Annotated in this window: 26 protein-coding genes and 1 pseudogene; 23 read left to right on the top strand and 4 right to left on the bottom strand. The window is 50.7% G+C overall.

Annotation, left to right across the window (positions count from 1 at the left end; all coding sequences use genetic code 11):
- The 9 genes from H7U36_RS12660 to H7U36_RS12700 are packed head-to-tail and all read left to right on the top strand — an operon-like array spanning window position 1 to window position 4,595.
- Window positions 1-102, top strand: a complete 102-nt coding sequence (locus H7U36_RS12660; protein WP_306465207.1) for a metallophosphoesterase family protein — start codon at window positions 1-3, stop codon at window positions 100-102.
- A 31-nt stretch (window positions 103-133) separates the two neighbouring features.
- The gene (gene thpR / locus H7U36_RS12665; RefSeq protein WP_033127037.1) at window positions 134-619 is read left to right on the top strand and encodes an RNA 2',3'-cyclic phosphodiesterase; all 486 of its coding nucleotides are present in this window, start codon (window positions 134-136) and stop codon (window positions 617-619) included.
- A gap of 3 nt (window positions 620-622) precedes the next feature.
- Window positions 623-1,249 carry an SAM-dependent methyltransferase gene (locus tag H7U36_RS12670; RefSeq protein WP_052084189.1) on the top strand — a complete coding sequence of 209 codons (627 nt, stop codon included), beginning with the start codon at window positions 623-625 and terminating at the stop codon, window positions 1,247-1,249.
- 21 nt (window positions 1,250-1,270) lie between these two features.
- The gene (locus H7U36_RS12675) at window positions 1,271-1,771 is read left to right on the top strand and encodes a DUF1653 domain-containing protein (RefSeq protein ID WP_033127052.1); all 501 of its coding nucleotides are present in this window, start codon (window positions 1,271-1,273) and stop codon (window positions 1,769-1,771) included.
- A gap of 4 nt (window positions 1,772-1,775) precedes the next feature.
- Complete coding sequence (locus H7U36_RS12680; protein ID WP_033127036.1) at window positions 1,776-2,048, top strand: hypothetical protein; 273 nt, start codon at window positions 1,776-1,778, stop codon at window positions 2,046-2,048.
- A 39-nt stretch (window positions 2,049-2,087) separates the two neighbouring features.
- The gene (locus H7U36_RS12685) at window positions 2,088-2,828 is read left to right on the top strand and encodes a metallophosphoesterase (RefSeq protein ID WP_033127035.1); all 741 of its coding nucleotides are present in this window, start codon (window positions 2,088-2,090) and stop codon (window positions 2,826-2,828) included.
- A gap of 24 nt (window positions 2,829-2,852) precedes the next feature.
- Complete coding sequence (locus H7U36_RS15440; RefSeq protein ID WP_205156269.1) at window positions 2,853-3,182, top strand: hypothetical protein; 330 nt, start codon at window positions 2,853-2,855, stop codon at window positions 3,180-3,182.
- Window positions 3,160-4,050, top strand: a complete 891-nt coding sequence (locus H7U36_RS12695) for a NifB/NifX family molybdenum-iron cluster-binding protein (RefSeq protein ID WP_138304946.1) — start codon at window positions 3,160-3,162, stop codon at window positions 4,048-4,050. The genes H7U36_RS15440 and H7U36_RS12695 overlap by 23 nt, the downstream gene beginning before the upstream one ends.
- 5 nt (window positions 4,051-4,055) lie before the next feature.
- Window positions 4,056-4,595, top strand: a complete 540-nt coding sequence (locus H7U36_RS12700) for a histidine phosphatase family protein (RefSeq protein ID WP_205156270.1) — start codon at window positions 4,056-4,058, stop codon at window positions 4,593-4,595.
- Window position 4,596: 1 nt separating this feature from the next.
- Here the strand turns inward: H7U36_RS12700 and H7U36_RS12705 are convergent, their stop codons facing one another.
- Both H7U36_RS12705 and H7U36_RS12710 read right to left on the bottom strand, forming a co-directional pair.
- A complete protein-coding gene (locus H7U36_RS12705) occupies window positions 4,597-6,243 on the bottom strand; it encodes an ABC transporter ATP-binding protein (protein ID WP_243426764.1) in 1,647 nt (548 codons plus the stop codon).
- 117 nt (window positions 6,244-6,360) lie between these two features.
- A complete protein-coding gene (locus H7U36_RS12710) occupies window positions 6,361-6,984 on the bottom strand; it encodes a TetR/AcrR family transcriptional regulator (protein ID WP_087174912.1) in 624 nt (207 codons plus the stop codon).
- Window positions 6,985-7,412: 428 nt separating this feature from the next.
- Between H7U36_RS12710 and H7U36_RS12715 the strand changes: the two genes are divergently transcribed.
- The 10 genes and pseudogenes from H7U36_RS12715 (at window position 7,413) to H7U36_RS12760 (ending at window position 18,472) form a co-directional block, all read left to right on the top strand.
- On the top strand, window positions 7,413-8,666 hold the full coding sequence (locus H7U36_RS12715; protein WP_205156272.1) for an RNA-binding domain-containing protein: 1,254 nt from the start codon (window positions 7,413-7,415) through the stop codon (window positions 8,664-8,666).
- A 478-nt stretch (window positions 8,667-9,144) separates the two neighbouring features.
- Window positions 9,145-9,461: pseudogene (locus H7U36_RS15525) on the top strand (PDDEXK nuclease domain-containing protein).
- Window positions 9,462-9,604: 143 nt separating this feature from the next.
- On the top strand, window positions 9,605-10,609 hold the full coding sequence (locus H7U36_RS12725; protein WP_205156273.1) for a ParA family protein: 1,005 nt from the start codon (window positions 9,605-9,607) through the stop codon (window positions 10,607-10,609).
- The gene (locus H7U36_RS12730; protein ID WP_205156274.1) at window positions 10,606-11,487 is read left to right on the top strand and encodes an SIR2 family protein; all 882 of its coding nucleotides are present in this window, start codon (window positions 10,606-10,608) and stop codon (window positions 11,485-11,487) included. The genes H7U36_RS12725 and H7U36_RS12730 overlap by 4 nt, the downstream gene beginning before the upstream one ends.
- A 142-nt stretch (window positions 11,488-11,629) precedes the next feature.
- The gene (locus tag H7U36_RS12735) at window positions 11,630-12,100 is read left to right on the top strand and encodes a low molecular weight protein-tyrosine-phosphatase (RefSeq protein WP_205156275.1); all 471 of its coding nucleotides are present in this window, start codon (window positions 11,630-11,632) and stop codon (window positions 12,098-12,100) included.
- 120 nt (window positions 12,101-12,220) lie between these two features.
- Window positions 12,221-13,036 (top strand): FAD binding domain-containing protein, encoded by an 816-nt coding sequence (locus H7U36_RS12740; protein WP_205156276.1) that lies wholly within the window; start codon window positions 12,221-12,223, stop codon window positions 13,034-13,036.
- Window positions 13,036-13,512, top strand: coding sequence for a (2Fe-2S)-binding protein (locus tag H7U36_RS12745; RefSeq protein ID WP_033126559.1), 477 nt, complete (start codon window positions 13,036-13,038; stop codon window positions 13,510-13,512). Before H7U36_RS12740 ends, H7U36_RS12745 begins: the two co-directional genes overlap by 1 nt.
- Window positions 13,512-15,827, top strand: a complete 2,316-nt coding sequence (locus H7U36_RS12750; RefSeq protein WP_033126558.1) for a xanthine dehydrogenase family protein molybdopterin-binding subunit — start codon at window positions 13,512-13,514, stop codon at window positions 15,825-15,827. The genes H7U36_RS12745 and H7U36_RS12750 overlap by 1 nt, the downstream gene beginning before the upstream one ends.
- A gap of 545 nt (window positions 15,828-16,372) precedes the next feature.
- Entirely contained in the window at window positions 16,373-17,713 is a 1,341-nt protein-coding gene (locus tag H7U36_RS12755; protein WP_033126557.1) for a MurT ligase domain-containing protein, read from the top strand.
- 15 nt (window positions 17,714-17,728) lie between these two features.
- Window positions 17,729-18,472: a type 1 glutamine amidotransferase gene (locus tag H7U36_RS12760; RefSeq protein ID WP_033126556.1), complete on the top strand. Its 744-nt coding sequence runs from the start codon at window positions 17,729-17,731 to the stop codon at window positions 18,470-18,472.
- Window positions 18,473-18,495: 23 nt separating this feature from the next.
- Here the strand turns inward: H7U36_RS12760 and H7U36_RS12765 are convergent, their stop codons facing one another.
- Window positions 18,496-18,852, bottom strand: a complete 357-nt coding sequence (locus tag H7U36_RS12765) for a helix-turn-helix domain-containing protein (protein ID WP_033126555.1) — start codon at window positions 18,850-18,852, stop codon at window positions 18,496-18,498.
- A gap of 205 nt (window positions 18,853-19,057) precedes the next feature.
- On the opposite strand from H7U36_RS12765, the gene H7U36_RS12770 reads away from it, so the two are divergent.
- The 3 genes from H7U36_RS12770 to H7U36_RS12780 all read left to right on the top strand — a co-directional run bounded on the left by H7U36_RS12770 (window position 19,058) and on the right by H7U36_RS12780 (window position 25,382).
- Window positions 19,058-19,519, top strand: a complete 462-nt coding sequence (locus tag H7U36_RS12770) for a hypothetical protein (RefSeq protein ID WP_033126554.1) — start codon at window positions 19,058-19,060, stop codon at window positions 19,517-19,519.
- Window positions 19,520-19,693: 174 nt separating this feature from the next.
- Entirely contained in the window at window positions 19,694-20,749 is a 1,056-nt protein-coding gene (gene ispG, locus H7U36_RS12775; RefSeq protein ID WP_033126553.1) for a flavodoxin-dependent (E)-4-hydroxy-3-methylbut-2-enyl-diphosphate synthase, read from the top strand.
- On the top strand, window positions 20,742-25,382 hold the full coding sequence (locus tag H7U36_RS12780; protein WP_205156277.1) for a PolC-type DNA polymerase III: 4,641 nt from the start codon (window positions 20,742-20,744) through the stop codon (window positions 25,380-25,382). The genes ispG and H7U36_RS12780 overlap by 8 nt, the downstream gene beginning before the upstream one ends.
- A gap of 91 nt (window positions 25,383-25,473) precedes the next feature.
- Here H7U36_RS12780 and H7U36_RS12785 read toward each other — a convergent pair whose 3' ends face one another.
- Complete coding sequence (locus tag H7U36_RS12785) at window positions 25,474-25,791, bottom strand: hypothetical protein (protein WP_147581196.1); 318 nt, start codon at window positions 25,789-25,791, stop codon at window positions 25,474-25,476.
- Between the two features lie 133 nt (window positions 25,792-25,924).
- Between H7U36_RS12785 and H7U36_RS12790 the strand changes: the two genes are divergently transcribed.
- Window positions 25,925-26,599, top strand: coding sequence for an MBL fold metallo-hydrolase (locus H7U36_RS12790; RefSeq protein ID WP_191429269.1), 675 nt, complete (start codon window positions 25,925-25,927; stop codon window positions 26,597-26,599).
- Window positions 26,600-26,609 lie beyond the last annotated feature (10 nt).

A 26,609-nucleotide genomic window follows, 5' to 3' on the forward strand; every position in this document is an offset into this window, starting at 1 on the left:
ATGAGGATAGCAGTGGTTTCGGACACTCACGGGCTTTTGCGCCCGGAGGTGAAGAAGATCATCGGGACATGTGACGCCGTCCTCCACGCGGGGGATATATGAGAAAAATAGAGACAGAAAGGAAGTGTTCACTATGAGACTGTTTATCGCTATACGGCTCTCCGATGACATGCAGAAGGCCCTGGTGTCCTGCATGCACGATCTGAAGAAGCAGGGGGTGGAGGGAAACTATGTCCCTGCCCAAAATCTGCACATGACGCTGGCCTTTATCGGGGAGTATGACGATCCGGGAAAGGTAAAGGAAGTAATCGGGAAGGTGCCCCTGCCCGGCTTCAGGCTGGCCCTGGACGGGCAGGGAAATTTTGGCAACATCCTGTGGGCTGGGGTGAAGGGGAACCAGAAGCTGAAGGCCTATGTGAAGGAGGTGCGGGAGGCCCTGAAGGAGAATGGGATTCCTTTTGAGAATGACAGGTTTGTGCCCCATATTACCCTGATCCGTAAAATTTCCGCCAAAAAGCCCTACCAGATCCATCTCCCGAAGGCGGAGATGACGGTGAAGAGAGCGTCTCTCATGAAATCAGAGACGAAAAACGGAAAAGTGGTTTACCGGGAGTTGTAGGTCATGGGCATGGATGAAGACAAGTGGGACAGGCTTTTAAGGATCCGGACAGCCGGGCGGGACGACTCGCAGGCGGATCAGTACCGGTACCCCTACGAGCCCACGCCCTACTCTGTACTGGAGAGGCTGGCCAATTCCGGGTATATCCGGAAGGGGAATACATTGCTGGATTACGGCTGTGGCAAGGGGAGAGTGGATTTCTTTCTGTCCTGGCAGACAGGGTGCCGGACGATTGGTGTGGAGTACGACGAGAGGATCTTTGACAGGGCGCGGGACAATGCGAGGACTGCAGTCCGGGCAGGGAGAACTGTGTTTGAGATGGCGGACGCGGAGCATTTTCCGGTGCCGGAGCAGGTGGACCGGATCTATTTTTTCAACCCATTTTCCCAGGAGATCCTGCGGAAGGTTATGAGTCGGATACAGGAGTCCTGGTATGGGGTGCCCAGGGAAATCCTGCTCTTTTTCTACTATCCGTCAGATGAATACATTTCATATCTGATGACAGTGGAGGAGCTGAGCTTTCTGGACGAGATAGACTGCCGTGACCTCTTCCCGGGAGGGGACATGCGGGAGAGGATCATGGTGTTTGCCTGCGGGGCAGGAGACGGCGGAGAGCCGGATTTATTTTAAATGAAGACAGAGGAGGACCATATGGCCAGAATCAGGATTATAAAGAAGAACGACGAGTTCAATTCAGAATATGAAATCGGGGATATTTTTGAGATAGAGGGCACCTGGTACGGGGGTGTGCACATCACCGGGAAGTCAGGGGTTCCGGTTTCCCTGGATAAGGATGAGTATATGGAGCTGGACACAGAGCCTGAGCCGGATGATGAGGAAAACACAGAGCCGGGTGGAGAGAAGGACGGAGGAAAGGTCGGGGAAAAGGCTCCAAAGAGGGATATCCGGGCAGGCGATATTGTGCGGCATTTTAAGAGGGAGTGGGTGTCCCAGGAGACGTCGGAGTATCTCTACAAGGTGCTTGCCTTTGCGCAGCACACGGAGACAGGGGAGCGTCTGGTGATCTATCAGGCTCTGTATGCCCCGTTTAAAATCTGTGCCAGACCTTATGCCATGTTTATGAGTCTGGTGGACAGAGACAAGTATCCGGATGTAAAGCAGACATACCGGTTTGAGAAGCAGGAGGTGTGAGAAGATGGCGCAGGAGAAGACAAAAGAGCTGTACAGACTCCTCCTTGAGAAGGGATATCCGAAGGAGTTCTGCGCTGAGATCGCCTACAAAAATATGAATACAGACTTCACGGCCGGCCGGATGCTGGGGTATCTGCACCGGGTCGGCAACCCCAGGATCGAGGACCTGGTGGATGAGATGCTGGCAATCTTAAGCGACAGGCAGCAGATCATGCAGAAGAAGGAGATGGAGCAGGCACAGGCAGTGATGAACGATGTGTACAGGAATGGGCTGTAGAGTCAGCAGACAGAAGCAGGAAAGGGGAGGTGAGCCTTTATGGCGCTTTACGCACTGGGAGATCTGCATCTGAGCTTTCAGGCCGACAAATCCATGGATAAATTCGGGAGAGTGTGGCGGCACCATGAGCGCAAGATCGAGAAGTATGTCCGGCAGATCGTGAAGCCGGAGGATACACTTGTGCTCACCGGGGATCACTCCTGGGGGAGGAAGCTGTCCGAGTGCCGGGAGGATCTGGCGTTTATAGAGAGACTTCCTGGCCGCAAGATCCTTCTTCGGGGAAACCATGACATGTTTTGGGACGCGAAGAAGACGGAGCGCCTGAATGAAGAATTTAAGGACAGACTCTTCTTTTTGCAGAATAATTTTGCGGCATATCAGGATTACGCCCTGGTGGGAACAAAGGGCTACACATTTGAGGGCCCCTTTTATCTGGACGGCAGAGGCCGCATCCTGGGCTGGGACGAAAAGAGTGAGGCCCACGCGAAAAAGCTGGTGGCCAGGGAGATGACCCGGCTGCGGGACTCCTTTGAACAGGCCCGTGAGGCGGGTTACCGGAAATTCGTCATGTTCCTGCACTATCCGCCCACCAGCATATTGGAAGAGACCTCTCCCTTCACAGAGATAGCAAAGGAGTATCATGTGACCGCTGTCGTGTACTCCCACTGCCACGGGGAGAGCCGCTTCGGAGACAGTATACGGGGAGAGTGCCGGGGCATCCGGTACATGCTGGTGTCGGGAGATTACCTGGGCTTCCGGCCAGCGGAGGTGCTGCCTTAAGGAGAGGGGCAGACTATGTGAACAATGGAAATGAATCAGGAGACAACAGGGACTGGAGGCGGCGGAGCTGCTGGAGGTATTCCAGTGGAGCGCCGGGGACGTGTATTGCCGGGAGAAGATGGGCAGGATCCGGGAGAAGGTGAAGAAAAACGAAGAGAAATACCCGGTGGAAAAGGCGTACGGAAGCAAAGAGAAATACACGGAGCTGAAGGGCTGAAAGCCTCTTTGTCCTTTTGGAACGCATTTTGGCTGCCTGCTGCGAAAAATCCGTTCAAAAAGGCGGCTCCATGTGATAAAATAGGCAGGAAAACGACAGGGAGGATTTTTGAAGATGAAAATAGCAGTAACCTATGACAATGGAAACATATTTCAGCATTTTGGCAGGACAGAGAGCTTTAAGGTGTACCAGGTGGAGGATGGAAAGGTGGTCTCCAGCGAGATACTTGGCTCCAACGGCACCGGACATGGAGCCCTGGCAGGACTTCTGGCAGACCAGTCGGTGGATGTGCTGATCTGCGGCGGCATCGGAGAGGGAGCCCAGGCTGCCCTTCAGGAGGCGGGCGTAGAGCTGTGCGCCGGCGCTGCGGGAGACGCGGATCAGGCAGTGGAGGCCTATCTGAGAGGAGAGCTGGTCTCCACAGGGGCAAACTGTGACCACCATCACGGGGAGGGGCACGAATGCGGAGACCATGGAGAGCACAAAGAGGCCGGGGAGGGCCAGTCCTGTGGCAGTGGCTGCGGATCAGGCTGTGGCGGCGGCTGCGCAGGGGGATGCGGCTCACAGCCCGCTGTCACCGGGCGGAATGTGGGAAAGACATGCCGCACCCACTACAGGGGAACCTTCAACGACGGAACCCAGTTTGACTCTTCCTATGACCGGGGTGAGCCGCTGGAATTTATCTGCGGCGCCGGCCAGATGATCCGGGGATTTGACCAGGCTGTGGCTGACATGGAAGTGGGACAGGTGGTGGATGTCCACCTGATGCCGGAGGATGCCTACGGTATGCCGGATCCCAGCGCCGTCTTTATGGTTGAGATTGCCCAGCTCCCGGGATCAGAAGAGCTGGAGGCGGGGCAGCAGGTGTATCTGACCAATCCATATGGACAGCCCTTCCCGGTGAAGGTAGTGTCCAGGGATGAGGCTACCATCACCTTTGACGCCAACCATGAGATGGCAGGGAAGGAGCTGAACTTCCGGATCGAGCTGGTGGAGGTAAAATAGACAGGATGGGATGTGTATATTTTGTCCGCCACGGGCAGACAGTGTGGAATGTGGAGAACAAGATCTGCGGTGCCACGGATATTGAGCTGACAGAGCTGGGGCATCGGCAGGCCATTGAGACTGGAGAGAAGATACTGGCAGAGGGGATACAGGCCGATGAAATCCTCTACTCCCCTCTTGTCCGGGCGGCGGAGACGGCCCGCCATATCTCGGAGATCACCGGGATACCCAGACGGATGGAGCCCCGTCTGAGAGAACAGAATTTTGGAAAGTGGGAAGGCACATCCCGCCGCGGAGCCCAGTTTCAGAAGGCAAAGGAGGACTTCTGCTGCCGCTATGACGGCGGGGAGTCCATGCTGCAGCTGGCCCAGAGAGTCTATGACCTGCTGGACGAGATTAAGGCAGAGGCAGAGGAAAAGACCTATATCCTGGTGGCACACAACGGGATTTCCAGAGTGATCCAGTCCTATTTTTTTGATATGACAAATGCGGAGTACGCTGCCTTTGGTGTGGAAAACTGCGCAGTGCGCAGGTATGTATTCTAAGTTATTTCTTTAACTGAAAATATGCTGCAAAACGGGAGGGGACGCTGATGAGAGACTCAAAAGCGCCCTCTTCTTTAATGCACCCGTTTTCCATATAAAGGATTTTGTCATACTTTTTCAGCAGGTCCTCATCCAGATGGTGAGTGACTGTGATGAGAGTCAGATCCTGCAGCTTTAACAATCTGTTTTCAATATCATACGCTGTCTGCCTGTCAATGGCGGAAGTACCCTCATCTAATATGAGGATGGGCTTGCTCCTGATCAGGGCGCGGGCGACTGCGATCCGCTGCTTCTGCCCGCCGGAGAGGTTTGAACCGTTTTCTCCGACCTGATACTGCAGGCCCTCCGGAAGCCCTGACAGGAATTCGGTCAGTCCGCTCTCATCCGTGGCTTTTTTGATCATTTCCCCGGGATAGTCCTCATGCAAGCAGATGTTATCGTATATGGACTCGTCAAACATGTAAATATTCTGATGGATCGTCGATGACAGCTGTGCCACCGTATCCGGGTCTGTCCTGTGAAGCTCCGTATTGTCATACAGGATTTCCCCTCTGTATGTGGAGTAGCAGCCGGACAAAAGCTTGATAAGTGTACTCTTTCCGCAGCCGCTCTTCCCGACAAGGACATATTTCTTTCCTCTTTCAATGGTACAGTTCACACCGGATAAGACCTCCTTCTGACCGTCGTAAGAAAAGGAAAGCTCGTTTGCGTATATGCAGTTCTGACAGGAGGCCGGGACTCCTTTCCTGGACAGAGCCGCAGGGAAATTTGCTGTCTCTTTCAGCTTTTCGATGATCGGCTGCATGCTTTTCATCTTGGGAATGTTCGTAAATATCATGACAAGAGGGTTGGCCAGATTGCTGCTCACCTGTACCATGCCTAACAGGGTTCCCACAGTTATGCGTCCGGTAATGATAAAATACGCGGATAGAAAAAAGACTACGATCTGAACCATAAGGGAGAGAAATGCGGACACCCCTTCGTTTAGCGCGAGCAGCCTGTCAACGCTGTATTTAGACCGGGCTGTCTCTTTATTTTCTCTGTCAAATCTCTGCGCGGCGTACTCTTTCATGGAATAGGACTTTATGACCTCAAATCCGGACAGAATGTCTTTCAGGCTGACTGTGAAGGCTGCCAGCTTGGAGGAAAAGCTGTTCTGCCTTATCTCCAGCGACCTGCCAAGCAGACCTGGAACGAGGAACATGACTGCAATTGCCATGGTTACAAAAATTGTGACAATGAGGTCAAAGCAGATCATCAGCACAAAGGAGGAGATGAATATGACCGTGTACTGCACGACCTCGAAAAGAGGCAGCAGAAAATTCTCCTCCAGCATTTTCACATCATTTGTCATGACAGAAATGTAATCCGCGGTATTTTTCCTGTAAAAATCTTCCATATTCCGAGCCATCGTTCCCCGGAACATATCTGAGCGGATCTGGTAAATGATCCGGCAAACCACCTTTTTGCTGAGCAGAGACTGGAGATAGAGAAACATCCCCAGCAGCGCAAAATAGGCAATGGAAAATACAACAATCTGCAGAAACTGCCGGATATCTCTTTCAACAGCTATATCAAGCAGCTGCTGGAGAAGGACAGCCATGAAAACATACCCTAAAGAGGCGATCACGCTTGTGAAAAGTGTCAATGCAAATAAAATTTTATTTTGTTTTATATAAGGTCTCATAAATTCCTCCTTTATTTATACATGTAGCATGTATGTATATAGGTAAAAATAAAACTGCCAAAAGGCAATCTTATTTTCCTATGCATGCTGTCTGCACAGCTCAACGATTTCATCGTCAATCACCGGAAGTCCCAGCTTGTCCATGATGTTTTTGATCATTAAAAATTTTTCCCATGTCTCCTCCGGTGTCATTGGATATATGGTGGGGATGGACCAGAAATTTGTTAAAAGGACAAACAGCTCTGCCAGCAATTTTGCGTGCTCTGTCTTTATGGAGCCATCCTGTATCCCTTCCTCTATCAGCTCCTGGTACATGGGCGCCAGCTCCTGATTGCTTTCCACCAGCTTCTTCAGAAAGGCCGGACTTCCCATAAGCTGCATGGAGGCCATGCTCAGCTGATGGTGTTCGGTGTCATCAAAGGACGTTTTCAGAACAAATTTCAGCTTTTCCAGGCCATTCAGCTCTGTGTGCTCTTTGGCCCTTTCAAAGGGATTGCTCTCATTAAAAAGCTTTTCACATAAAGCGTCAAACACTTCTTCCTTTGACTTGAAATGATGGTAAAAGGCCCCTCTTGTCAGGCCGCCCATTTCACCGATGATGTCTAATACGGTTGTTTCCTCGTACCCTTTTTCCAAAAATAATTTTAAAGAAGCGTCTAGGATTTTCTGGACTGTTTCCTCCGGATATTTGTTTCGCGGCAAGAGCCCACCTCCTTACATGCATTGTGTATGTATATCGTATCATGCATGTTGCATGTATGTCAATAGGATTTTCGTGCTTTCAACTCTGGACTGCTGATATTGGATCATACGAAAAGGGACAATCATATTATCACGATAACGTTGCTGTTGTTCCGATAAAAGGGTATATTATTACGTGAGCAAAATTATGAGTTGTATATTTTGACGTTGGATAACTTGTTAAATCTGACTTTTGAATTTTATCTCAATGAGTTTATCGGGAAAAGGACGGGCATATTCTGGGGGAATATACGTTGAAAGGAATATATGATAAGATGTGGAGTGTTATCTCCTAACAATCAGAAAAACAATCATAAAAAAATACGATTGATTTTCTGCGCGCTTTTGGCTATAATATAAATAGTAAGATTGGAAAGGAAGCGCTGTGTATGCGTGAAACGAGAACAACGGAGTTCAAGGAAAAGATTACAAATACATTTTTAAAAACAGTAAGTGCCTTTTCGAATTACGAAGGTGGAGAAATCTATTTTGGTATTGATGACAACGGCAATATCAAAGGATTGCCGGATGTAAAACAAGCGTGCCTGGACATTGAAAACAAAGTTAATGACAGCATTACTCCGCAGCCCGATTACACATTGGAATTGCAGAATAATGATAGAACGATAAAATTGACTGTAAAAAGTGGGAGTCATAAGCCATATTTATATAAATCAAAAGCCTACAAACGAAATGATACTGCAACAATAGAGGTTGACACACTGGAGTTGTCAAGACTGATTTTAGAAGGGAAAAATATTAGATTTGAAGAATTGCCCTGTGAAGATCAAGAACTGACGTTTGATATTTTATGCGAAAAATTAAAAGAATATATTCAGATTGAAACTTTTAATCAAGATACCTTGAAAACGCTGAATTTATATAACAGCGCCACTGGATATAATAATGCAGCTGGTATTTTGGCTGATAAAAATCATTTTCCGGGAATTGATATTGTGAAATTCGGTGAAAACATCAGTGTGATCCATAAGAGAGCAACATTTGATCATATATCCATTTTGGCAGTATATGAAAAAGCATTGGAGGTATTCAAAGATTATTATCAATACGAAGAAATACAAGGTGCCGATAGGAAAAAGGTAGAAAAAATACCGGAGGCAGCGTTTAGAGAAGCAATTGCGAATGCATTGATCCATAGAGTATGGGATGTGGAGTCACAAATAAAAGTTTCCATGCTTGATGACAGGATAGAAATCATTTCTCCGGGAGGACTGCCATCCGGAATAGCAGAAGATGAGTATTTATCAGGAAAACTTTCAGTCCTAAGAAATAGAAATCTTGCAAATGTATTTTACAGGCTGGGGTTTGTTGAAATATTCGGTACAGGAATTACACGAATAAAACAACTCTATGAAGAAGGACTAAAACAACCGGACTTTGAAGTGTCAGAAAATACGATTAAAATCGTACTTCCGGTCTTTGAGCAAAACCTGGATTTAACGGAAGATGAAAGAAAAATATATAAGCTTTTAAGTCGGACAATGTTGAAATCAATTAGCGAAATAGCTCCTTATGTGGAGTTTGGAAAATCAAAGACAACACAGTTACTGAAACAAATGGGTAAAAAAGGCGTCGTGAAAATTGAAGGAAGGGGAAGAGGTACTAAGTATGCGATAAAGTAATAATTGTGATGAAGAAGAAACATTTGCATATAAGCAGAAATACGAACATCATTAAAATTCTTTTTATCTACCACGGCAGTATCCTTAAAAATTCTTGGAAAGTCAGTAAAATCAATGGATTCATGTCGTGAAAAGGCACTTACTATACCATGATCACATCATTTGGGGAAGTGCCTTGATGTGACAATAAAAAGCGTTTTCAGCTTATCATAGAATTTTGAAAGTCTGTAGAAAACCTGAAGTTGATATACAGATTCTATGTGGTATATTCTCAAGATCCGATTGGGCAGAAAGTGTCTACTTAATTTGAAAATCTGCCTGCAACAAGAGAAGGGGAGAAAATTTTTCGCATTATGTATTACTTATACGTATTCTTAGTATAGACGAACGGTATTTTTGCGAAATTGAGGCAATTCGTAACAGATAGGGTGTAAAGGAACTGGGAAGACAGTATTACAGTGCATTTTATGAGCGGCTAGTGTTAAGCGGAGATAAAGAGAGGATAGAGCGATTATCAATAGAAGGACAGATAATTGACTATTTGCAAGAGTTTTTGTTGGGACTAGGGCGAGGATTTACCTTTGCTGGACGGCAGGTAAGATTCACTTTTGAAGATAAACACTATAAAGTGGAATTTAGTTTTTTGATCAGTCGCGTTGCTTTATATTCTTTGAGCTAAAGATTGGTCAATTAAAGAATCAGAATATAGGGCAGATGTATGTGCATTATTATGACAGAAAGGTAGAATTAGAGGATAAAAATCTGACAATAGGAATCCTGTTGTGCAAAAAATAAGAATGAGGCTGTTGTTGAGATGAGTTTGTCGGAAGATAGTAATCATATATTTGCAAGTAAATATCTCATTGTGTTGTCCAGTAAAGAGGAAATGAAAAAGTTGATGGAAAGTGAAGAGTAAATAGATTACAGGAGAGGAGAAAATGATGAACGCAATAGCTATATTTAATAATAAGGGCGGTGTTGGAAAAACTACTTTATTATGCAATCTTGCGTCTTATTTGCAAAAACGATTAGGGGAAAAAGTATTGGTAATAGACGCAGATCCACAATGCAATACAACAACGTATGTATTGGATGAAGAACAGTTTATTAATGTATACTACGAGCCTACAGAATTTACGATTGCAGATATAATTCCTCCCTTAGAAGATGGGAATGGCTATATTACTCAATTTGATGCAATAAGATCCACACATTTCGGATTTGATTTAATTCCTGGAAATCCTAAATTTGCATCATGTGAAGATTTTTTGGCCAGCGAGTGGAAAGATGTAAAATCGAGCGATTTAAGAGGTATTAAGTCCACCATGCTTTTTATTCATTTTTTGACATTGTGTTCAAAATATGATTATGTGTTGTTTGATATGGGACCATCATTAGGGGCTATTAATAGATCGATTTTGTTAGCATCAGATTATTTTATCACACCGATGTCAACAGACGTTTTCAGTTTATTGGCGTTAGAGAACATAGGAACATCAATTCTTAATTGGAGTAAAGCTTTTAATAAAGGGATTGATGGGATGGAAGACTCAAAAAGAAAAAGTATAGAAAGTTTGAAAAATGCTTGTGATATTAGATTTTTAGGATATGTGGAACAACAGTATATTATGAAAACTGTAGGAGAAACGAAAAGAGCAGTAAAAGCATACGAAACAATTTTAAAAAAAATACCAGATGAAATACAGGAGAAAATTATTTTGCCAATAAACGGAGATGAAAGAAGTGATATTGAATATAAAATAGGCTCTATACCCAATTTTTATAGTTTAGTACCTATGTCTCAGACAGCACATAAACCAATATTTGATTTGACAAATGGTGATGGTGTAGTAGGTGCTCACTATCAAAAAGTGAAAGATTATGAAAAACTAATGAAAGAGATTGTGAATCAAACATTAAGAAATATGGAGATACTAAAATGATAGATTGGCCGGAATATTTAATAGAAGCCATTGCAAGAAGAAAGAGTGTTTTGTTTTTAGGTTCAGGAATCTCAGCAAACTCTTGTAATGATGCAGGAAAGCATCCGTTAACATGGGAAGCTTTTTTAAGAGATATATTGGCAAAAAGATCTGCTAAGTTAGCAGGACAAAAAGATGTTATCGAGCAAATGCTAAAGCTAAAAGACTATTTGACTGCCTGTGAGATTATTGTTGAAACGTTAGGTGATAATGATTTTGGAGAATTGGCAGCGAATGAGTTTAGACGTCCCGGATATAAACCAAGTGACATTCATGAAGCTGTTTATAGACTCGACTCAAGATTAGTATTAACGCCTAATATCGATAAAATTTATGAGCAATATGCTATGAATGAATCGCGTTCTACCGTGGTAGTAAAATCGTATTATGAAGATGATATTGCAAAATATTTGAGAACTGATGATTTTCTTATTATCAGAGTACATGGATATGTTGATGACGTATCAAAAATAATTTTTACTCATAGGCAATATAGTGAAGCGCGTTGTAAGTATGCATCATTTTATCGTATGTTAGATGCATTGATGCTTACACATACTTTTATATTTCTGGGGTGTGGGATAAGTGATCCGGATATTCAATTGATATTAGAGAATATGAATTTTTTGTATCCTGGATGCTTGCCGCATTATTTTGTTGCGGCAAAAGATACATATTCTAAAGAGATAGAGCTAAGCATGTTGCATAATAGGAATCTAGAACTTTTAACATATGACAATCCTGATGGAACACACAAACAGTTATTGAATGAATTAAAAGAATTGATAAATAAAGTTGAAGAAAAAAGAGAGGAAATATCGGTTAAAGGAATTTGGTGATATTTTCAGTTGCCATTTGCCCGTGAAACTGCGTAGATTTACGAAGAATAGCGTAGGTTTGGGGCAAAACACAAGAGTTGAAAAAAGTGCCGGAAAGCCTGTAATATCAAGGTTTGAAGGCTTTTGAAGGAATATAAGAGATATGATAAAAATACTATTCGTATGCCACGGCAATATCTGCCGCTCCCCCATGGCGGAGTTCGTCTTCCGGGACATGGTACAGAAACAAGGGCTGGGAGACCGGTTCTATATAGCCTCAGCGGCCACCAGCCGGGAGGAGATCGGCAATCCGGTCTATCCGGGGACGACCCGGAAGCTGCGGGAGCTTGGCATCAGCACCAAAGGGAAGTACGCCGTGCAGATGACAAAGAAAGACTATGAGAACTACGATTATCTGATCGGAATGGAGAGCCGGAACATCCGGAATATGAACCGGATCATCGGTTCGGACCCGGACCATAAGGTATACCGGCTCCTGGATTTCTCGGACAGGCCAAGGGACATCGCGGACCCCTGGTACACCGGGAATTTTGACGTGACTTACAATGACATAAAGGAGGGCTGCGAGGCGCTCCTGTGGCATATCCTGGAGAAAGACAGGGAGAGACTGTAAAAGAGGTCTCTCCCTCTTTCGCACAGGGGAAAAATATGCTATAATATATCGGCTTTACAGAGATACGACGGAATTTACCTGGATAATAAAGAGGATTTTACAGAGAAAAGGAGAGAAGACGTGCTTACGATCAATCAGTATGTGAAGGCGTCCAGCCTGGAGGAGGCCTATGAGCTGAACCAGAAGAGGAGCAATGTGGTCCTGGGAGGCATGCTCTGGCTGAAGATGCAAAAGAGAAACGTGGGGACAGCCATTGACCTGTCCGGCCTGGGGCTGGACAACATCGAGGAGACGGAGAGCGAGCTCCGTATCGGCGCTATGGTGACGCTGCGCCAGGTGGAGCTCCACCAGGGCCTGAACGCCCTGACCCAGGGGGCGGCCCGGGAGAGCGTGCGCCACATTGTGGGCGTCCAGTTCCGGAACATGGCCACTGTGGGAGGCAGCGTGTTCGGAAGATACGGGTTTTCCGACGTGCTGACCTTTCTGATGGCAGCGGGGGCAGAAGTGGAGCTCTATAAGAGAGGCCGGCTGTCTGTGGAAGAGTTTGCGTACCTTCCCTATGACAATGACATCCTGACTTATGTGATCGTTCCCAAAAAGCCCATGCGGGCAGCCTATCTCTCCCAGAGGAACACAAAGACAGATTTCCCGGCCCTGGCCTGCTGCGTGGTGCAGACAGAGGAGGAGGTCCGCTGCGTCATCGGCGCAAGGCCCATGAAGGCAGTCTGTCTCCGGGACGAGAGAGGGCTCCTGGCAGACGGCATCACGGGGGAGAGCGCGGAGGCCTTTGGAGCCTACGTGTCAGAGACTGTGGAGACGGGAAGCAATCTGCGGGGGAGCGCCCAGTACCGGAAGATTATTGCAGGGGTACTGGCAAAGCGGGCTCTTCTTCAGATTGCGCAGATGGATGAAAGTGAACAGGAGGGGAGAAACTGATGCAGATACAGATCCTTTTAAATGAAAAGAAAGTAACCGCGGACATTGCCCCGGACATGCTCCTCATCGACTTCCTGCGCAGCCAGGGGTGCTACAGTGTGAAGCGGGGCTGCGAGACCTCCAACTGCGGTCTGTGCACGGTGTTTGTGGATGACAGGCCGGTGCTGTCCTGCAGCCTTCTGGCTGCCAGGGCGGACGGACATAAGGTGACCACCCTGGAAGGGCTTCAGGAGGAGGCGGAGGGCTTTGGCGCCTTTATCGCGGATGAGGGGGCGGAGCAGTGCGGCTTCTGCAACCCGGGGCTGATGATGAACGGCATTGCCATGTTCCGTGAAAACCAGGACCCGACGGACGAGGAGATCAAGGAATACCTGGCCGGAAATCTGTGCCGCTGTTCCGGATATGAGGGACAGCTGCGGGGGATACGGGCCTACATCAACTATAAAAAAAGCCAGTCGAAGGGAGGGGAAGCCTAATGCCGGATCAGATACCAGGAAGCAGCTACAGATATGTGAATCGTTCCGTGAGAAAGAAGGACGCCATGGCCCTTGTGACAGGGAAGCCGGTGTACATGGATGACATTACGCCCTCAGACTGTCTTGTGGTGAAGGTGCTCCACAGCCCTCACGCCCACGCCCTCGTGCAGGAGATCAACACGGATATTGCCATGAAGGTGCCCGGCATTGAGGCCATTTACACCTACAGGGATGTGCCTGACAAGCGCTTTACCATGGCTGGCCAGACCTACCCCGAGGCCAGCCCCTACGACAGGCTGATCCTGGACCAGAGGCTCCGCTTTGTGGGGGACGCTGTGGCTATCGTGGCTGGGGAAAATGAGAAGGCCGTGGACAAGGCATTGAAGCTCATCAAGGTCAAGTACGAAGTGCTGGAGCCGGTGCTGGATATCCACACGGCCAAGGACAACAAGATCCTTGTTCATCCGGAGGAAAACTGGAGGGCTCTCTGCCCTGTGGGAGCGGACAACAAGAGGAACCTGTGCGCCTCCGCAAAGGACAGCAAGGGAGATGTGGACGCGGTCATGGAGGACTGCGACATTGTGCTGGAGCACACCTACCACACAAAGCCGGACAGCCAGGCTATGATGGAGACATTCCGGACCTACACCTGCATGGATCCTTACGGGAGGCTGCACATTATCAGCTCCACCCAGATCATCTTCCACGTCCGCAGGATCGTGGCCAATGCCCTGGATATCCCCAAGTCAAAGGTGCGGGTGACAAAGCCCCGTATCGGCGGCGGATTTGGGGCGAAGCAGACCTGCGTGACAGAAGTCTTTCCGGCCTTTGTCACATGGAAGACAGGAAAGGCGGCCAAGCTGATCTACACCAGGCAGGAGAGCCAGACTGCCGGTTCGCCCCGCCATGAGATGGAGGTCAGGGTGAAGGTGGGAGCCATGAAGGACGGCACCATCCGGGCCCTGGATGTGTACACCCTGTCTAACACAGGGGCCTACGGGGAGCACGGCCCTACAACAGTGGGACTGAGCGGACACAAGTCCATTCCCCTCTATAACGGCAATATGGAAGCCTACCGGTTCAACTATGACGTGGTGTATACCAATGTGCAGGCAGCCGGAGCCTACAGGGGCTACGGGGCCACACAGGGTATTTTTGCGGTGGAGAGCATTGTCAGCGAGCTGGCGGACAGGCTCCACATGGATCCGGTGGCGATCCGGGAGAAAAATATGGTACGCCAGGGACAGACAGCCATGGCTTACTACAATGAAAAGATGAACGCCTGCGCTCTGGACCGCTGTATGGCGAGGGCAAAGGAGATGTTCCGCTGGGACGAGAAGCCTCTGGCAAAGGACATGGGCAATGGAAAGATCCGGGCCAAGGGAGTGGCCATGGCCATGCAGGGCTCCGGCATTTCCGGTGTGGACGTGGGATCGGCCACACTGAAGCTGAATGACGAGGGCTTCTACATCCTTTCCATTGGAGCAGCGGACATGGGAACTGGGTGCGACACCACCCTGGCCCAGGTGGCGGCAGAGTGTCTGGAGTGCGACCTGGACAATATCATCGTCTACGGGGCGGACACGGACTCCTCGCCCTACGACTCCGGCTCCTACGCATCCAGCACCATGTACGTGACAGGAAAGGCGGTGGAGAAGGCGGCCGTGGAGCTGAAGGACCACATCTGCGCCATTGCCGCCGGCATGCTGGAGTGCGGGAAGGACGAGGTGGAGTTTGCCGCTGACCGGGTGCGCAGAGCCGACGGGACAAAGGAGGTGCTCCTTAAAGATATCGCCACCAAATCCATGTGCGGAAACCGGGAGCCCGTCCAGGTCACAGTGACCCACTCCTCACCCACATCTCCGCCGCCTCTCATGGTGGGCATGGCAGAGCTGGAGGTGGACAAGGAGACAGGGGCTGTGGAGCTTCTGGATTACGTGGCCGTGGTGGACTGCGGCACGCCCATGAATCCCAATCTGACAAGGATCCAGACCGAGGGCGGCCTGGCCCAGGGGATCGGCATGGCCCTCTACGAGGACATCACCTACAGCAAAAAGGGAAGGATCCTGGAGAATTCCTTTATGCAGTACAAAATTCCCAGCCGTCTGGATATCGGAAGGCTGCGGGTGGAATTTGAGAGCAGCTATGAGGAGACCGGCCCATTTGGCGCCAAGTCCATCGGAGAGGTCGTCATCAACACTCCCTCCCCGGCTATCGCCCACGCTATCTTCAACGCCACAGGCGTATGGCACAGGGAGCTGCCCATCACGCCGGAGAAGATCCTCATGGGAATGATGGAAAAGGACAGATCATGAGATCATAGGAAAACCATAGAAAATAGACAGAGCATATATAGAGCATATATAGAGCACAGAAAAACAGCCCCTGGCGCTTGGAAGCCCGGAGCTGTTTTTCCGTTTTAAAGGATTCTATTGTATGAAAAAAAGGTTTATTTGCTCTCCGGTTGTTCCTGGCAGTTCAACCAGAAAGCGTGCGTACCTGGGACGCCTATCGTTAAAAAAATATCTATCTGTTTATGTCTGTATCATAACACGGGAGGGCAGAATAGTAAATATAAATTAGATACAAAGTTTTGGGAAAAAACAGAAGAAATTTGTGAAAAACATAACAAATAAATGTGGGCTGGACATGGCAGGATCCGACATGGCGGTTGACTTGTGGCAGGCCAGAAGGTAAAATAGTACAAAGATGCCAGGGGCAAAAGGTCTAAGCCCACATGAGCTTGCTCATAGTGGGTAGGATTGTGAGAGTGCACAGCATGGAACAATCCGTAGGCATCGTAGTTGAGGTTTTTGCCTCAATATCATACAAAGAATAAATCAGAAAAAAGGATAAACATATGAAGCTACGAAGAATGGCAGCAGTCTGGGCGGCAAAGGCGGCGCAGGCGGCGAGCGTACACATTTTCCACAGGCAGGGCGTGACCTGGGCCGGAAAGATCGCCCTTCGCGTCTGCCCGGATATACTGAGAGAGCTGGCCTCCCAGGTGAGAGGGGATATCTTTATCGTCTGCGGCACCAATGGGAAGACGACTACCAACAACATGCTCTGCGCGGCTCTGGAGGCAGAGGGAAAGAAGGTGGTCTGCAATCACACCGGCTCAAACATGCTGAACGGCGTGGCAGCGGCTTTCGTGCTGGCGGCCGGATGGTCCGGCAGGCTGGATGCGGACTGCGCCTGCATTGAGATAGACGAGGCGTCCACAAGGAGAGTCTTTCCTTACTTTAAGCCTGACTACATGGTTCTGACCAATCTGTTCCGGGACCAGCTGGACCGGTACGGGGAGATCGACATCACCATGAACATTCTAAAGGAAGTGATGCAGAGCGCCCCGGAGATGAAGGTCATCGTGAACGGGGATGACGCTCTGAGCGCCTTCCTCGCCATGGACGCGGGAAATCCATATATCACTTACGGGATCAACGAGAAGGTGACGGATGACAGCGGTACCCACGAGATCAGGGAGGGACGCTTCTGCAAGAAGTGCGGCGCTCCTCTCCATTATGAGTTTTATCACTACAGCCAGCTTGGGGTCTACCAGTGTACACAGTGTGATTTCAGGCGGCCGGATATCCAGTACAACGCTTCTGATATTGAGGTGGGAGATCACCTCGCCTTCACTGTGGAGGGAAGAAGGATCACGGCCAATTACCGGGGATTCTACAATGTCTACAACATTCTGGCAGCCTACACGGCGGCCCGGGCGTCGGGACTGGAGCTTCCCCATTTCAATGACATGCTGGCGGCCTTTAATCCGGAGAACGGCAGGATGGAGCGGTTCCGGGTGAAGGGGACGGACATTACTCTGAACCTGGCAAAGAACCCGGCGGGCTTTAACCAGAATATTTCCGCGGTCATGCAGGATGAGACCCTAAAGGATGTCATTATTGTCATCAACGACAACGCCCAGGACGGCATCGATGTGTCCTGGCTGTGGGATGTGGATTTCGACAGGTTTAAGGAGGCGAATGTGAACTCCATCACAGTCAGCGGCATCCGGTGTCAGGATATGCGGCTGCGGCTCAAGTATGTGGACATCCCCTCCATGCTGGAGGCGGACGTGGAGAAGGCCATCTGCGAGCGTGTCGAGAAGGGCTGCGGCAACCTGTATGTGCTTGTGAACTACACCGCTCTTTTCAGCACCAGAAATGTGCTGAAAAGGCTTGAGGAACAGAAGTAAGGAGGGACGGGCAGTATGGAGAACAGGGAGACAAAAGAGACAAGAAAGATAACCATCGGCCACCTCTACCCGGATCTTCTCAATCTGTACGGAGACAGGGGAAACATTGCCTGCCTGATGCAGCGCTGTATCTGGAGAGGGATCGAGGCGGAGACGATCGAGTTCGAACTGAACGATGAGATTGATTTCTCAAAGCTGGATATCGTGCTCCTTGGCGGAGGCTCCGACAGGGAGCAGATGATCGTCTGCCGGAAGCTGAAGGACATCCAGCAGGATTTCAAGAGCTATGTGGAGGACAACGGAGTGGTCATCGCCGTGTGCGGCGGCTACCAGCTTCTTGGAAAATACTACCGCACCGAGGAGGGCATGATCGAGGGACTGGATCTGGTGGACCTGTACACGGAACAGGGAGAGGGGCGGCTTATCGGCAATATCGTCCTCAAAAGCGACCTCTTTGAGACACCGGTGGTGGGATTTGAAAATCACGGCGGCCGGACGTTTATCGGAGAGAACACCCCCTTCGGGAAAGTGCTCCACGGATATGGAAATGAGGAGAACAGCGGATGCGAGGGCGTGGTCTACAAAAACGTCATCGGCACCTATCTGCACGGCCCTCTTCTTCCGAAAAATCCCCAGGTCTGCGACTGGCTCATCGCCAGGGCCCTGGAGAGAAAATACGGTTCCGGAGAGCTTGTGCCCCTGGACGACAGCCAGGAGCTGGAGGCAAACAGGTATATTTATGAGCGTTTTGTGAAATAAATACAGGCGTCAGGAACTTTCCCCTATGGGCGTTCCTGCGCCTGCTTTTCATCTCTGAGCTTTAGAAGCTCGAGGTAGTCAAGAGCGCTTTCTTTTGATTTTACAGTGAGCTGGGAGTAGAGGCGGAAAAACTTCTCGTCTATGATGCGCTCATGCTGGGACAGGGAGACAGGAGTCAGTGTCTCGTCCCCGTCGATGAGATAGTCCACAGAGACGCCGAAGATGTCGGCTATGTCAGCCAGCTTCTCATGGGAGGGCTGACGGCTTTTGGTCTCATAGCCTGCGATGGTGGTGCGGGCAAGGTTCATGCGCCGGCCAAGCTCCTTCTGGGTCATATTGTGCTCTGCACGCAGTGTTTTCAGTCTCTGTGCAAATGACATGACTCTCTCCTCCTTTGTATTGATACCATATTTTACCAGTTTGCCGGCGCTGACGGTCGTGAAGTGCCGATACTCAACAAAATGTTGCGAAAAATGACGCGGTGTGACGCGGGGGATATGTCGTTGACACTGTCCCCAAAACCACCTATAATTTATTAAGAAGGAAAAAGTCTCCCTCTGGGAGACATATGAGAGGACGATATCTATGCTGATCGCAAAAAATAATGAAGCTGAAAGAAGTAAACTCTGGAGGATCGTGATCACGGTCAGTTCCATTCTGATCGTGGTCATCGCGGTATTCTTCCTTGTCCGCATGTTCACGTCCAATCCCCTGGAGGGCAACTGGGTGAGCGAGGGCAGTGAGCTTGCGCTGGATATAGAGAACAATGAGAGGATGACGGTCACGCTGCCGGATGTGGTGGAAGAACAGACAGTTGAGGTGGAGCTCCAGTACAGCCTTGACAGGGACGAAAAGACCATCACCTTTAAAGAAATCCCGGGCGCACTGGCCAGCCAGGCTGAGAGCTCCGGGGGGCAGTACACGGAAGAGAACCTGCGCACGGCCCTCACGAATCTCACCACCACCTTTTCCTACAGCGTGGATCAGGGTCAGCTGACCCTCACGGAGAGAGAGTACGGAGAGCAGATGGTATTTGTGCGGCAGTAGGCAGCACAGGCGCAGACAGACACAGGGTTCCTCTTTGACGGTCCGGGGCTGAGCCGGGGGCGAAGGAGAGGGCCCCTTTTTATTCTGCGGGTAAGCGGAGGCGGGAAGCCCCGCCCTGTTCTGATGAGAAGAGCTACATTTGAAAAGCAGTATTTGTAAAGAAGGAGAACGGTTATGACACGAAATGAGACAAAACAGATCAGAATAGGCGATGTGTGGATCGGCGGCGGCCACCCCATTGCCATCCAGTCCATGACCAACACGAAGACAGAGGATGTGGAGGCTACAGTGGCCCAGATCCTCCGCCTGGAGAAGGCGGGGTGCGAGATCATCCGCTGCGCCGTGCCCACTCAGGAGGCGGCCCTGGCGCTTGGGGAGATCAAGAAGCATATTCACATTCCCCTTGTGGCGGACATTCACTTTGACTACAGGCTGGCCATCGCAGCCATTGAAAATGGGGCAGATAAGATCCGCATCAACCCCGGCAATATCGGCTCAGAGGATCGGGTCCGGATGGTGGTGGAGAAGGCGAAGGAGAGAGAGATCCCCATCCGGGTGGGTGTCAACAGCGGCTCCCTGGAGAAGGAGCTGGTGGAAAAATACGGCGGCGTCACGGCTGAGGGCATTGTGGAGAGCGCCCTGGACAAGGTACATATGATCGAGGGGATGGGCTACGACAACCTGGTGGTCAGCATCAAGTCCTCGGATGTGCTGATGTGCGTGAAGGCCCATGAGCTGATCGCCAGGGAGTGTCCTTATCCGCTCCACGTGGGCATTACGGAGTCGGGCACTCTTATGTCCGGAAACATCAAGTCCTCCATCGGCCTTGCGCTCATCCTGAGTCAGGGTATCGGGGACACTATCCGGGTCTCCCTGACAGGGGATCCTGTGGAGGAGATTAAGAGCGCCAGGCTCATCCTCCGGACGCTTGGCCTCAGAAAGGGAGGCATTGAGGTTGTCTCCTGCCCCACCTGCGGAAGGACGAAGATCGACCTCATCGGCCTTGCCAATAAGGTGGAGCAGATGGTGGCTGACATTCCCCTCGACATCAAGGTGGCGGTCATGGGCTGCGTGGTCAACGGCCCAGGCGAGGCGAAGGAGGCCGATATCGGCATTGCCGGCGGCATCGGAGAAGGCCTGCTCATCAAAAAGGGTGAGATTGTCAAAAAGGTAAAGGAAGAAGAACTGCTGGACACACTGAGATGGGAGCTTGAACACTGGAATGAGTAAACTGTTTTTTGAAGTGTTTCCGACTTTAAAGGTAAATGAAGAAATGAAAATGCTCCTTGGGGAGGTGGAGGTGACAAAGGTGGCCTCCAACTCCGCAAGGGATTTTATACGCGTGCACATTTTCAGCCGGCATCTGATCAAGAAGAGGCGGATCTACGAGCTGGAGAGGATGATCAAGGAGCAGCTTTTCGGCAGAGTGCCCGTCCGCATCGAGGTGCGGGAGGACTATCAGCTCTCCGCCCAGTACACGCCGGAAAATCTGATGCGGGAGTACTACGACAGCCTTCTCCTGGAGGCGGAGCAAAAAAGCGTGGTGGAGCGGAACATGCTTCAGACATCCCGCTATTCATTTGAGGACGGCAACATTATGTGCCTGACTCTCCAGGATACGGTGGTAGCGCAGGGGAAAAAAGACTCTGTAGTGGAGCTTCTGACCTCTGTGTTCAACGACCGGTTCCACGTGCCTGTGGAGGTGCGGGTGGTCTACGAGAAGCCCAAAGAGAGCAGCCTGAAGTACAATGACCTGAAGCTGCGGCAGGAAGTGGACGCCATTGTGGAGAGAAACCAGGCCCTCAGGAAGGAGCGGCTTCTGCGGGAAAAATCCGCGGAGGAGGACGCCGCCTTTGGAGAGGAGACGGCGGGCGCTCCTGACTCCCTGAAAAAGACAGGAGAGGGATCCGGAGAGAGGGTTGCCTCCAAAGCCGGCTCAAAGGGCAGCGCAAAAGGCGGCTCAAACGGCGGTCTTAAGAGAGATGCAAAGGGCGGCTTCACGGGAGGTGGCTCCCGGGGCGGTTTCTCCAAGGGAAACGGCGGCTTCCGGAAACGGGAATTTTCTTCCTACCGCAAATCCGACGATCCCAATGTCATTTACGGCCGGGATTTTGACGATGCGGCTATTGAGCTGAAGGAAGTGGTCAGCGAGATGGGAGAGATCACCATCCGGGGCAAGGTCATCAGCTTTGACACGAGAGAGATCCGCAATGAGAAGACCATCATCATGTACGCGGTGACGGATTTCACGGACACCATCATGGTGAAGATGTTTGTCCGCAATGACCAGCTGGCGGACATACTCCAGGACATCAAGATGGGGGCGTTCCTGAAGATCAAGGGAGTCACCACCATCGATAAATTTGACGGTGAGCTGACCATCGGCTCTGTCACAGGCATCCGGAAAATCCCGGACTTTACGGTCACAAGGAAGGACACAGCCCCGGAGAAGCGGGTGGAGCTCCACTGCCACACAAAGATGAGCGACATGGACGGGGTCTCCGAGGTAAAGGATATTGTGAAGAGGGCCCACGACTGGGGACACAAGGCCATCGCCATCACGGATCACGGGGGGGTGCAGGCGTTTACAGACGCCAACCACTACATAGAGACGCTGGATAAGGACGACCCCTTCAAGGTCATCTACGGAGTGGAGGCCTATCTGGTGGACGACCTGTCCGACGTGGCGGTCAACGAGAAGGGACAGGATCTGCAGGGGACCTTTATCGTCTTTGACCTGGAGACGACGGGCTTCAGCCCCATCAAGGACAAGATTATTGAGATCGGGGCCGTGAAGGTGGAGAAGGGGAAAATAACGGAGAGGTTCAGCACCTTTGTAAATCCCCAGATCCCCATTCCCTTTAAGATCACCCAGCTCACCAGCATCACGGACGCCATGGTTTTAGACGCCCCTCCCATTGAGGAGGTGCTGCCCAGATTCCTGGAATTTGTGGGGGACGGCGTGCTGGTGGCCCACAACGCCTCCTTTGATGTCAGCTTTATCGAGCAGAACTGCCGCTATGAGGACATCCAGCCGGATTTTACCTCTGTGGACACAGTGGCCATGGCCAGAGTGCTCCTGCCTACCCTGTCCAGATTCAAGCTGAATATTGTGGCAAAGGCCCTGAACATTTCACTGGAAAATCATCACCGGGCGGTGGACGATGCGGGAGCTACGGCGGAAATCTTTGAAAAATTTGTGGAGATGCTGGCCGAGAGGGACATTTATACCTTGAAGGAGCTGAACCGGTTCGGCGTGAAGAACAATGCGGACGCAGTCCGGAAGATGCCCTCCTACCACGCCATCATCCTGGCCAGGAATGACATTGGAAGGACCAACCTCTACACCCTGATCTCCAAGTCCCACCTGGATTATTTTGCCCGGCATCCAAGGATTCCAAAGAGCGAATTTTCCAGGTACAGGGAGGGACTGATCCTGGGAAGCGCCTGCGAGGCCGGAGAGCTCTACCAGGCCATTCTGGACGACAAGTCCGAGGAGCGGATCGCCCGCATTGTAGACTACTATGATTACCTGGAGATCCAGCCTCTGGGGAACAACGCCTTTATGATCGACAGCGACAGAGTGTCCAAGGTTCACTCGGAGGAGGATTTAAAGGAGATCAACAGGCAGATCATCCGGCTTGGGGAGAAGTTCAACAAGCCCGTGGTGGCAACCTGTGACGTCCATTTCCTGGATCCGGAGGATGAGGTCTACCGCCGGATCATCATGGCCGGGAAGGGCTTTTCAGATGCTGACAACCAGGCTCCTCTCTATCTGCGGTCGACAGACGAGATGCTGGCTGAGTTTGAATACCTGGGATCTGCCAAGGCAAAAGAGGTGGTCATCGACAACCCAAACATGATCGCGGACTGGGTGGAGAAGATTGCTCCTGTCCGTCCGGACAAGTGTCCGCCGGTGATCCCCAACTCGGATCAGATGCTGAGGGACATCTGCTATAACAAGGCCCACGAGATGTACGGGGAGGATCTGCCGGAGGTGGTGACGGAGCGTCTGGAGAGAGAGCTGAACTCCATCATCTCCAACGGCTTTGCCGTGATGTACATTATCGCCCAGAAGCTGGTGTGGAAGTCCAACGAGGACGGCTACCTGGTAGGCTCCCGTGGATCGGTTGGCTCCTCCTTTGTGGCCACCATGGCGGGAATTACGGAGGTCAATCCCCTGAGTCCTCACTATTACTGCCCCAAGTGTCACTACAGCGATTTCACCTCCGATGAGGTGCGCAGGTACGCCGGGGGCTGCGGGATGGACATGCCGGACAAGAAGTGTCCGGTGTGCGGGGAGATGCTCATAAAAGACGGATTTGACATTCCCTTTGAGACTTTCCTCGGATTTAAGGGAAACAAGGAGCCGGATATCGACCTGAACTTCTCCGGAGACTATCAGAGCAATGCCCACAAATACACGGAGGTCATCTTCGGAGACGGTCAGACCTACCGGGCCGGCACCATCGGAACCCTGGCGGACAAGACGGCCTTCGGATTTGTGAAAAATTATTTTGAGGAGCGGGGACAGAGAAAGCGGACCTGCGAGATCGACAGGATCGTCCAGGGCTGTACCGGCATTCGCAGGAGCACCGGCCAGCACCCGGGAGGTATCATTGTCCTGCCCCTGGGGGAGGATATCAATTCCTTTACCCCGGTGCAGCACCCGGCCAATGATATGAGCACGGACATCGTGACCACTCACTTCGACTACCACTCCATTGACCACAACCTGCTGAAGCTGGATATTCTGGGACACGATGATCCCACCATGATCAAGACGCTGGAGGAGTACATCAGCTCTCCTGCTATGGATAATGAGTACAATGAGACGGACAATCGGTTTGATGCCACAAAAATTCCTCTGGACGACCCCGGTGTGATGAGCCTGTTCCAGAGTACCGAGGCTCTGGGTATCAAGCCCTCTGACATCGGGGGCTGCCCGGTGGGCTGTCTGGGTATCCCGGAGTTCGGAACGGACTTTGTTATCCAGATGGTGGTGGACACCAAACCCCAGACCCTCTCAGACCTGATCCGTATCTCCGGTCTGTCCCACGGGACGGACGTGTGGCTGAACAATGCCCAGGATCTGATCCTGAGCGGTCAGGCCACCATTTCCACAGCTATCTGTACCCGAGACGACATCATGACCTACCTCATCAACAAGGGGATGGACAGCGAGGAGTCATTTACCATCATGGAGCGCGTCAGAAAGGGAACCGTGGCAAAGGGGAAATGCAAGGAGTGGCCGGACTTTAAGAAGGATATGACAGAGCACGGTGTGCCGGACTGGTACATCGGCTCCTGCGAGAAGATCAAATACATGTTCCCCAAGGCTCACGCAGCTGCCTATGTCATGATGGCCTACCGGATCGCCTACTGCAAGATCAACTATCCGCTGGCCTACTATGCGGCCTACTTTGGGATCCGTGCGGACGCCTTCTCCTATGAGCTCATGTGCCAGGGAAAGGAGCAGCTGAATTTCTATATCAAGGATTACGAGAGACGGAAGGACTCTTTGAGCAAGAAGGAGCAGGATACCCTGAAGGACATGCGCATTGTACAGGAGATGTACGCCAGGGGCTTTGAGTTTGTCCCCATTGACATTTACAAGGCAAAGGCCTCCCGTTTCCAGATCGTGGACGGCAAGCTGATGCCGCCCCTTTCCAGTATCGAAGGAATGGGTGACAAGGCGGCCGAGGCCGTGGAGGCTGCCTCTGAGCAGGGCCCATACCTGAGCAGAGACGATTTCCGCCAGAGGACCAAGGTCAGCAAGACAGTCATTGACCTGATGAATGACCTGGGACTTTTCGGGGATCTGCCGGAGAGCAATCAGCTCTCTCTGTTTGATACATGGTAGAATAAATAAAAATATAAATAACAACACAGTAAATAAAACACAGGGTATTTGGAAGTACATTCCAGGTGCCCTGTGTTTTTTAGAACCTTTTTTAGAAATCGGGATTTTTATGGAGTATCCGCAGGCTTCTCACCGTATCCGTGTCCACCTCCAGTTCCCCGGCAATAGTCTCTACAGATTTGCCCTTTGCCAGCTTCTTCTGGATCACCTCCGCTTTTTGCTCCAGCAGAATATCCCTCAGCACATTGTTTTCAATGCATGTATCCACTGCCGCTGAAACTGCCTCCCTGAGGGGGAGCGGCCGCTTCAGGTTCTCCCGGACTGTGTTCACGAAGACAGCGTACTCCTTCAGACGGCGGCACTTCTCCATCAGGGCCCTGTTGTGCCCGTAGTTAATGTTCAGCATCACGGTCTCGCACTCCAGAGCAGGCCGCTGGAAAATAAAGCGGGCACATTGGTGAATTTGTGGACAGCTGTTTGAGCGGAATGTTACAATATAAGCAGGATTAGGTATAGAAAGAGCAGTAAAAGGAGGGTTGCCCATGACAAATGTAAAGCTGTTTATGGAAAATTTTTATATACTGGATGACGGACGGGTGCGGCAGTTCCTGATCACAGGGGAGGAGGAGGCACTTCTGATCGACACAGGATTTGCGGACGGCCAGGTGCACCAGGCAGTCAGAAGGCTTACAAGCCTGCCGGTGAGAGTCGTCCTGACTCACGGGGATGTGGACCATGCAGGAGGGCTGAAGGATTTTGGAGAAGGATTTCTCCACAGGGCGGACTGGCATCTGGTAAAAGACAGGGTGTCCCTGAAGCCTCTGGAGGAGGGGGATGTCTTTCTGTGCGGCGGCTACTGCCTGGAGGTGGTCGAGATACCGGGCCATACATACGGGAGCGTGGCGCTTCTGGACCGGGAGAGAAAGCTGCTTCTGCCCGGCGACTCTGTACAGAAGGGCGGGCCGATTTTCATGTTTGGGGATCATCGCAGTCTGGACCTGTACATAGAGAGCCAGAAAAAGCTGTGCGCCCTGGCAGACCAGGTGGAGACGATTATCCCCTGCCATCACCCGTATCCGGTTGAACCCGAATATATCAGGAGAAACCTGGAGGACGCCGTGGAGCTGAAAAAGGGCACACTGAAGGGGACGAAGCATCCCTCCCTTCCCTGCCTGTCATATCGGGGAAAATGGACGGAGTTTTATTACGACAAATAGAAGAATGTAA

This window comes from Faecalicatena fissicatena (assembly GCF_016900595.1).
Taxonomy (GTDB): Bacteria; Bacillota; Clostridia; order Lachnospirales; family Lachnospiraceae; genus Claveliimonas; species Claveliimonas intestinigallinarum.